Origin of the sequence: Paenibacillus sp. FSL H7-0703, from assembly GCF_038003485.1 — a bacterium.
In the GTDB taxonomy this organism is placed as follows: domain Bacteria; phylum Bacillota; class Bacilli; order Paenibacillales; family Paenibacillaceae; genus Paenibacillus; species Paenibacillus polymyxa_B.
On record NZ_JBBOPF010000001.1, the window covers coordinates 296,128 to 306,269 of the forward strand.

General features: G+C 40.0%; 1 protein-coding gene. It reads right to left on the bottom strand.

Annotated features, from left to right (window positions below; all coding sequences use genetic code 11):
- Window positions 1–5 precede the first annotated feature (5 nt).
- On the bottom strand, window positions 6–10,115 hold the full coding sequence (locus MHB46_RS01355; protein ID WP_341161355.1) for a non-ribosomal peptide synthetase: 10,110 nt from the start codon (window positions 10,113–10,115) through the stop codon (window positions 6–8).
- Window positions 10,116–10,142: the final 27 nt, after the last annotated feature.

The window sequence follows — 10,142 nt, forward strand, 5'->3', positions numbered from 1 at the left end:
CTGAACTATTGGTTGATCTCTTCCAATATTTCTTTAATAATAGCCGCATTTTTATCTATATATCCTGTACTTAACATATCAAAATGACTGCCAAATCCGTTATATACTTTGAACTCTCCCGTTGTTGCCTCTCTCCATCCTTCACATAAATCAGCTTCACCTTCATTGTCTTGCTGCTGTGATATAATAAGATGGATATTGGAGTTTATCTGTCCCGAGTTTATAACACTTCTAGTGTATTTATGATAATTTCTCATTCTTTCAATGGCCTTTTCAATAACTGCCTGGTTATCTCCAAACATGCCTTTTATAAGTTTCTCATTTTCTTCTATAAATTCTTTATCCTGTTGCTCAGCAAGTTTCTTAGCATCTTCGCTTTCTTCCTCAATAAGGACAAATGATTTAGCCGAATCCAGAAAGATTATATCGGATACATGATGTCCAGTTTCAATTAATACTTTAGCAACTTCAAATGCCAGATTACCTCCTGCCGAGTAACCAAATAGAATATATGGGCCCTCGGGTTTGACAGAAGTAATTGCCTTCACATACTCCTCCATCCTGCTCTCATTTTCTATAAAGTCAAAGGAATATATGGAATAAGCATTCATTTGTTTTGATAAACTACCATAAGCTATTCCATTTCCTCCTCCTGGAGGGAATGCAAACATAAGACTCTCCATTGCTGAATTAAAATGAATTGCCGGACTTGGTGTAATATAATCATTGGCGTACGTATTGTGAATAAAACGGGCAATTTCCTTTATGGTTGGGGCCATATAAAAGTCTTTTAGTGGTACCTCAACATTTAACTGTTCATAAATTCTGCTTATAAGGGATATTGCCTTCAGTGAGTATCCTCCCAGTTCAAAGAAGTTATCATTCACACCAATTTTTTGTACTCCAAGGGCATCATGCCACAGCAGTGCAAGCTTCTCCTCAACTTCACCGCAAGGCTCTACATACTCTACTGATGTAGCTAAAGTACCGTCATTTTGGGGTAAATTATTCCGATCTATTTTGCCATTGGCTGTCAAAGGCAGCTTTTCCAGCTGAACAAAGTATTGTGGTATCATGTAATCGGGAAGTTCTTTTAAGAGAAGCGCCCTTAAATCTGATATTGTAGATTCACTTTCCCCTGCTATATAAGCACACAAATACTTGTTGCCCTCCTGGTCTGTCTTTGCAATTACCGCAGCTTCTTTTATTGAAGGATGCTTTAATAGCTGCACTTCTATTTCCCCAAGCTCTATCCTAAAGCCCCTAATCTTTACCTGATGGTCTACTCTGCCTATAAATTCGATGTTTCCGTCAGGAAGCCACCTTCCAAGATCACCGGTACGATACATTCTTTCTCCAGAGCTGAAAGGATTAGCTACAAATTTTTCCGTAGTCAATTCAAGTTTGTTCAAATAGCCTTTTGCCAGCCCATCTCCAGATATATATATTTCACCAGTTGTATTAACCGGTAAGATATTCATGTCTTCATTAAGTATATATATCTTATAATTCTGCAATGGCATACCTATAGGTATACTTGTTAGATTTCTCACCTTCTCACGGCTTAAATGGTAATAAGTTGAATCTACGCAGCATTCTGTTGGACCATAAACGTTTGTTATAGTAGGGTTATTATCTTTAAACCGATCATAGAAACCTTGTATACCTTTACATGAAAGTTCTTCCCCTCCGATAATAAACTGCATAACTGAAAGACTTTCGCCAGGCCTGGCAGTATCTGTTAAAAGCTTTATATGTGCTGGTGTTCCGTCTGAAACAGCAATTGAATTCCTGTTATAGTACTTTAGAAGGCCCTCACCATCTAGCCTTGTATCCTCAGGAACTATAAACAGCGTATGGCCAAGGAGAGAAGCCGCAAATATTTGTTTTACAGATGCGTCAAAAAAGTAAGGGGACACAAGGGCAACATTTAAATAATTATCATAATTTTCATAGACAAGCTTTCTTAGTCCATAAACCAAGTTAACTACACTTCGATGCTCTATCATTGAACCCTTCGGAACTCCAGTAGATCCCGATGTATAAATGATATAAGCTAAGTCCTCTGGTTTATTTATTTTATCAAGGTTTTCAGCACTTCCAATGTATATTTCAGGGGAATCAAGCAGTAATATATTACCGTAAAACTCTGCTTTATCCGCTAAATGTGATTGCGTCAACAGCATAGTTGCATTACTATCTTCCAGTAATTTTTTTATTCTTAGTTCAGGAAGTTTGGTTGAAATTGGTAAATAGACACCTCCTGCTTTTAAAATTCCCAGTATTCCAACCTGCATATCTACGGATCTTTCTACCATTATTCCAACTATGCTGTTTTGCTTTACACCATTACTTCTTAGTGCTCTGGCAAGCTGATTTGCCTTTTCATTGAGCTGCCTGTAGGTTAATTGCTTGTCCTCAAACACTACAGCTACATTATCAGGTGTCCTTTCCACTTGGTCTTGGAACAGCTCATGTAGAGTCTTATCCCTAGGGTATTCTGCCTTTGTATCATTAAAACTATTTAGTATTTGCTGTTTTTCATCCTGAGATAGTATATTTATTTCGGACAGCATCTTTTCGGGGTAAGCTGTGATCTCTTCCAGTACATTGATGAAATGGACCCCAAGTTTTTCTATTGTCTCTTTCTTAAACAGACGAGTAGCATACTTTAACCCAAATACAATATTATTCTGGGTCTCTTGGGCGTTTAGGGTCAAATCAAATTTGGACGCCCTGAACTCATTATCATAGGGCATGAACCTTAGCCCATTCATCTTAAATTCTGATGCCTCTTTATTTTGCAAGACAAACATAGTATCAAACAGCGGATTTCTGCTCAAATCCCGCTTAATGCTAAGCTTCTCCACAAGTTCCTCAAATGGGTAATCCTGGTTTTCATAAGCCCTTAGAGCATTTTCTTTTACTACCATCAAAAACTCGCTGAAATTCTTTTTACCTTGAGGGTAATTCCTCATAGCTAGGGTATTGACAAACATGCCTATGATGTCCTGCAAATCTGTATGTGGCCTTCCTGCTATAGGGCTTCCAATTACGACATCTTCCTGTCCGGTGTATTTGAAAAGAAGCACATTGTATGAAGCTAGAAGCACCATATACAGTGTTGCTCCATGATCCACGGCAAGCTTGTTCAGTTTATGTGCAAGTTCCCGGCCTGTTTCAAAACTGACCATATCGCCTTCAAAACTCTGTATAGCCGGCCTTGGGTAGTCTACCGGCATATCAAGTACTGGTATTTCTCCCCTAAATGCCTGGAGCCAGTATTCTTCTTGTTTACTGATTGTGCCGTCAGCAAACAATTTATTCTGCCATACGGAATAGTCCTTGTACTGAATCTGAAGTGCTGGAAGATTCATTCCTTCATACAAGCTTATGAATTCTCTTACCAGTATTTCATCCGACACCCCGTCAGATATGATATGGTGTTTATCAAGCATCATGACATGCCTGTCTTCTCTAATTTTTACGAGCCCTGCTCTTAGTAAAGGAGCCTTGCCAAGGTCAAATGGCCTTATGAATTCATTTGCTGCTTCTGAGGCTTTTTCTTCGCCGGTTTCCATGTACATGATACTAAATTCCACCTCATCATGGACCTTCTGCACCGGTTCACCATCTACCATATGGAAGGAGGTCCGGAAAGCCTCATGCCTTTTTACCAGCTGATCTAAGGCTTTCTCAAAACGTTCTATATCAATACTGCCTTCTAACAACATAAACTCTGGCATATTGTATGCCACCCTTGCTCCTTCAAGCTGATTTAATATATACAGCCTTCTTTGGGAAGACGACATAGGATAGTATTCCATTTCTCCAGTGGGCTGGATAGATTGATAAATACTCTCTTGGGCTTCCTGGATGTACTTGGCAATTTCTGCAATTGTCGGCAGCTTGAATATCTCCTTAAGAGATATATTTACATTGAACTCTTTGTGAATTTTGGCTGCAAAGTTTATTGCTTTTAATGAGTGCCCCCCAAGCACAAAGAAATTATCATTTCTCCCTATTTTCTCAACCCCCAGGATATCCTGCCACAATTGTACAAGCTTCTCTTCCACTTCACCTGAAGGTGCTTCATACTCTACTCCAGTATTTAAATGAGCAGCAGGGTGGGGCAAGTTCTTCCGGTCTATCTTACCATTGGCTGTCAAAGGCATTTCATCCAGCTGCATGAAGTATGCCGGGATCATATACTCGGGCAATTCTTTTGAAAGGCATTCCCTTAGTTCAGTTATTGTCAGTTCATTTTCCCCAACGAAATATGCACACAGATCCTTGTTCTTCTGTTGGTCTTCCTTTACAATAACCACAGCTTCTTTTATTGAAGCATGTCTTAATAGCTGAGCCTCTATTTCTCCAAGTTCTATTCTAAATCCCCTTATCTTTACCTGGTGGTCCATCCTGCCTAAAAATTCTATATTCCCGTCAGGCAGCCATCTTGCCAAGTCCCCAGTACGATACATTCTTTCTCCCTTTATAAACGGGTTAGATACAAATCTTTCTGCAGTAAGCCCCGTCTTGTTTAAATAGCCTTTGGCAAGACCATCCCCAGATATATATAATTCCCCAGCGATACCTATAGGATTTACTTCTAATTTCTTACCAAGTATGCATGCTCTGGTGTTTGGCAAAGGACGGCCTATGGGGATATTATCCAATCTACTAAGCCCCGCCGCAGTAATCAAATATTCCGTAGAATCCACACAGCATTCGGTAGGACCATAAACATTTGTGATGCAAGGTTGCACATCCTCAAATCTGCTTAGGAAGTCTTTTACTGCATCAAATGGAAGAGCATCTCCGCCTATAATAAAATGTCTCACTTTTAGGTTATTATCTATAGGAGGAGAATTTAACATCATATTTACGTGTATGGGCGTTCCATCCGAAATATCAATCCTATTTTCACTATAGAAGTCCAGCAGCTTTTTACCGTCTTTCCTTGCTTCCTCCGGTACAATGTACAATGCATGCCCCATTAGCAGTGCTGCGAAAATCTGCTGCACCGAAGCATCAAAAACATAAGGGGCAATGAGGCAAACATTCAACGGTGATTCATATTTGCTATATATTCTCTGGAACAGACCCTCTACCAGGTTTAATACACTCTTATTATCAATGCAAACACCTTTAGGGTTTCCCGTTGAGCCAGAGGTATAGATGATGTACGCTGTATCACCAGGCTTATTTATACATTTTATATTCACATCGTTTATAAAATTATAATCATAATCAGATAAATCAATAATCTCACCATCGAAATCATCACGATCCATAAGATGATTTTGGGTGAGTAAAATTTTGGCCTTGCTGTCCTCCATCATATACCTTTTTCTTTCCAATGGATAATTAGGATCTACAGGAAGGTACGCCCCCCCAGCCTTGATTACTGACATTATACCTATAACCATTTCAGGCGAGCGGTCCACCATTATGCCTACAATATCATCAGGCTTTACTCCCTTTTCTCTTAATGCCCTGGCCAATTGGTTTGCCTTTTGATTCAGTTCTCGGTAGGTTAATTGTTTACCTTCAAAAACCACTGCAATATGATCAGGAGTCTTTTTCACTTGCTCCTCAAACATTTGGTGTATGGTTTTATCCAGGGGATATTCGAGAGCAGTATCGTTAAAGCTGTATAATACTTGCTGTTTTTCTTCCTGTGATAACATTTCGATTTCATAAAGCCTTTTTTCGGGGTATGCTGCAATTTCTTCCAGCAAATTGATGTAATGAGCCCCAAGTCTTTCAACTGTTTCTTTCTTAAACAGTCTTGTACAGTATTCGAGTTCAAAGGCTATACCATCCTCAGTCTCAAATGCATTTAAGGTGATGTAAAATTTTGATATTCTGCCTTCTATCCCTTTGTTGTACGGCTTGAAGCTTAGATCAGACGTTATGAGCTCTGCTTTTCCAACATTGTATATGGCAAACATGGTATCAAAGAGGGGATTCCTGCTCATATCCCTCCTTATGTCCAGCTTATCCACTAATTCTTCAAACTGATAGTCCTGATTGTCGTATGCTTTCAAAGCATTTTCTTTAACTTCTTTCAAGAATTCAATAAAAGTCTTTTCTCCTTGCGGGTGGTTTCTCATGGCCAGAGTGTTTACAAACATACCTATGATGTCTTGAAGGTCAGCATGAGGCCTTCCAGCTATAGGACTTCCCACAATAATATCTTCCTGTCCAGTGTATCTAGATAACAGCACATTGTATGCAGCAAGAAGCGTCATATATAATGTAGCTCCATTGTCTGATCCAAGCTTGTTAAGTCTAACCGCAAGCTCGCTATCAGCTTCAAAGCTGATGTAGTCTCCTTCAAAGCTTTGTACTGCGGGTCTTGGGTAGTCGGTGGATAAATCCAGCACAGGGATCTCTCCCTGAAAGGTCTGGAGCCAGAATTCCTCCTGCTTACTTATGGCAGCTCCTGCAAACAATTCCCTCTGCCAAACTGAGTAGTCCTTGTACTGTATACGCAGTGGAGGAAGTATTTTCCCTTCATATAAGCTTATAAACTCTCTTACCAGTATGTCGTTGGACACTCCATCCGATATGATATGATGCATGTCAAACACCATAATATGTCTGGCTTCTCCAATCTTTACAAGTCCAACTCTTAATAGTGGAGCCTTTCCAAGGTCAAAGGGCCTTATGAATTTCTCCACTATTTCGGGAACCTTCTCTTCACTGGTTTCCAGGTACATGATACTTAGGTCCGCCTTGTCATGGACTTTCTGAGACAGCTCTTCCTCGATCATATGGAAGGAGGTTCGAAAGCTCTCATGCCTTTCTATCAGACTATGAAAAGCCTGCTCAAAACGTGCTTTATCAACAGTACCTTCCAGCAATATTATGCCAGGTATATTGTAGGCGATTCCAGCTCCTTCAAGCTGGTTTAATATATATAGTCTTTTCTGGGCGGATGACATGGGATAATATTCCATATCCCCAGCACGTTGAATGGACTGATATAGGCTCTCCTTTGAGTCTTCAATGTAGCTGGCAATTTCTAAGATGGTTGGTGTCTTGAATATTTCCTTAAGAGGTATGTCTACATTGAACTCTTTGTGAATTCTTGCTACAAGGCTTGTTGCCTTTAACGAGTGTCCTCCGAGCATAAAGAAGTTATCATTTCTTCCTACCTTCTCTATTCCAAGGATGTCCTGCCACAGCAGCGCAAGCCTTTCCTCCACTTCACCTGAAGGCGCTGCATACTCTGTTCCTGTATTTATTCTTCCATCAGGCAGCGGCAGCGCCTTTCTGTCCAATTTTCCATTTATGGTTAACGGTACTTTTGCTATCCTCATAAAATAGGATGGAATCATATAATCGGGCAGCTCTTTAGATATAAGCTCCCTTATTTCGGTCACTGTCACTTCTCGGTCAGACACTATATAAGCGCAAAGATACCTGCCTACACTTGAATCCTCCCGGTCAATGACCACCGCCTCATTTATATCAGCATGCTTCAAAAGGGCTGCTTCTATTTCCTCAAGCTCGATTCTATACCCTCTTATTTTAACCTGGTGGTCTTTTCTGCCGGCAAATGCAATATTCCCGTCAGGAAGCCACTTTGCAAGATCTCCTGTTTTATACATCAGTTCTCCAGGCATAAATGGGTTCGGTACAAACTTTTCCCTGGTAAGTTCCGGTTTTTTCAAGTATCCTCTCGCCAATCCTGCCCCGGAAACACAGAGTTCACCCTCAACACCTATGGGCTTAAGATTATTGTTTTCATCAACTATAAACACCCGGGTATTGGTAATAGGTTTACCAATAGGTACCGACTTATCGGCCGTCTCACAATCATCTGCTTTCCATACCGTTGCACATACGGTTGTCTCAGTAGGTCCATAAGCATTTATATATGAAATCCTGTTGCTCCATTTCTTTAAAAGTTCGGGAGTGGAAGCCGAACCTGCTGCAATTACCTTCTTTAAGGAAGTTACTTTTTCCGGGTCCAGATTTGCCAGATACGGAGGTGGTAAAGTAGCAATAGTTATCTCATTTTCATTTAGGTATTCTTCAAATCTTCGATAGTCATTGATAATATCGCTTGAAGATATATATAGTGTTGCTCCTGCCAATAGTCCCATAAATATTTCCCAAACTGCAGCGTCGAATGAAATTGATGCAAATTGAATAATCCTATCGCTTTCACTTACATTTAAGCGGGTCTTGAAAAACGCCTCCAGATTTGCTACCCCTTTATGTTCTACCATAACCCCTTTAGGTTTTCCTGTAGACCCAGATGTATAAATGATATATGCCAAATTTTGCGGTGAACATACCACTTCCAGGTTCATAGGGTTTCCGGCATAAAGGCTTTCATCTTCTATGTCTATATACTTCCCGTAAAACTCCACTTTCTCCAGGAATTGCTTTTGGGAAATCAGCACCCCTATCTCGCTGTCCTCGAGTAAATATTCGAGTCTTGCCTTAGGGTAGTCAGGATCTATAGGCATATATGCCCCTCCGGCTTTAAGTATGCCAAATATACCTATGACCATCTCCAGTGAGCGTTCTACCATAATACCCACTATGCTGTCTGGTTTAACTCCCTTATCCCTCAACACTCTTGCAAGCTGATTTGACTTCTCATTGAGTTCCCTATAGGTTAGCTGCTTACCCTCAAACACCACTGCCGCATTGTCAGGTGTCTTCACCGCTTGTTCCTCAAATAGTTGGTGAATGGTCTTTTCCCTGTGGTATTCCTCCGTTGTATTATTGAAGCAGTGTACTATTTCTTTCTTTTCCACTTCGGTGAGTATATCAATATTCCTAATATGCATATCGGGATTATCGGTTACAATTTCTATTACCGACTGAAAATGTCCCTTGATTTTTTCTATGAAATTACCATCATATACCAGTGAGTTGTAACTGAATTTAATAGATAATTCCTTACCGCCATCAACGAGTATCCCAAAATCATAATTCGTCTGCTCGAATATTTCCATTCCAACTACATTTAAAATGCCATTACTGGATGAAGCATTAACCGCTTCATCCATAGGGTAATTTTCAAAAGCCATGACATGATGTATCAAGGCATCTTTCAAGCATGTTTTTGACTGCACATCCGCCAGAGGATAGAAACTGTACCGGTCAGATTCAAGCACCGATTGCTGCATCTCTTTGATCAGTTCGGTAAAAGTTTTATCCTCATCACAACTCACCCTTACTGCAACGGTATTTATAAATAAACCCACCATGCTCTCAATTCCCTGTATTTCATGAGGCCTTCCCGATACCACCTCACCAAACACCACATCATCGGTATTGTTATACCGCTGTAATAATATCCCCCATATGGTCTTTATAATGGTACTCATGGTTGTATTGTTTTTGGCTGCAAACTTCTCAAGATCGCTAGTTATTTGTTCAGATATTTTAAACTCCGTTTCTTCAATCCTGAAATCATCACTTGCAGACCTGCCGTTTTGGGGAAGGACTGTCTGATGCTCGTAACCTTTAAGATAGGTTTCCCAGTAATCTGCGGCCTCGTTCTGATTTCTGCCTTCCAACCATTTGATATAGCGGCTGTAAGGATATACCTTTCCTGACTCCGGCTCCCGGCTATTCATCAGGGCTTCATAGTTTTCCATAAATTCTCTAAATATATTTGCGAGACTCCACCCATCAATAATGATGTGATGAAAGCTCCATACCATGTTATAAGATTGGTAGCCTGTTTTAATTACACTTAATCTTGTTAAAATATCCCTTGATAAGTCAAAGCCCTTTTTTCTGTCTTTAACCCTGTATTCTTCTATATACCTATCCCTTAGTTCTTCGGCAAGGGAGGTAATATCCTCATAGCTGACAGACAGCTTTCTTTCCTTCATGACTACTTGTAAGGGCTTGGCTACATTTTCATACAAAAAAATTGTTCTCAAAGCGTCATACTTTTCAATAATGATATTAACGCTCTTTTCAACACAATCAATGTCCAGGATGCCTTTTATAGAAAGTGATATCTGCTCAAAGTAGGCGTCTGAATTTTTATCCATCATATAGTGGTACAATATCCCTTGCTGCATAGGAGTGAGCCGGTACATATCTTTTATGTTTTGTTTCTTCAAATCACTCATAAGTACTCCTCCTTAAATACAAACTCT

Coding starts and splice junctions, on each gene's coding strand:
- MHB46_RS01355 (WP_341161355.1), bottom strand. CDS start 10,115: ATGAGTGATTTGAAGAAACAAAACATAAAAGATATGTACCGGCTCACT.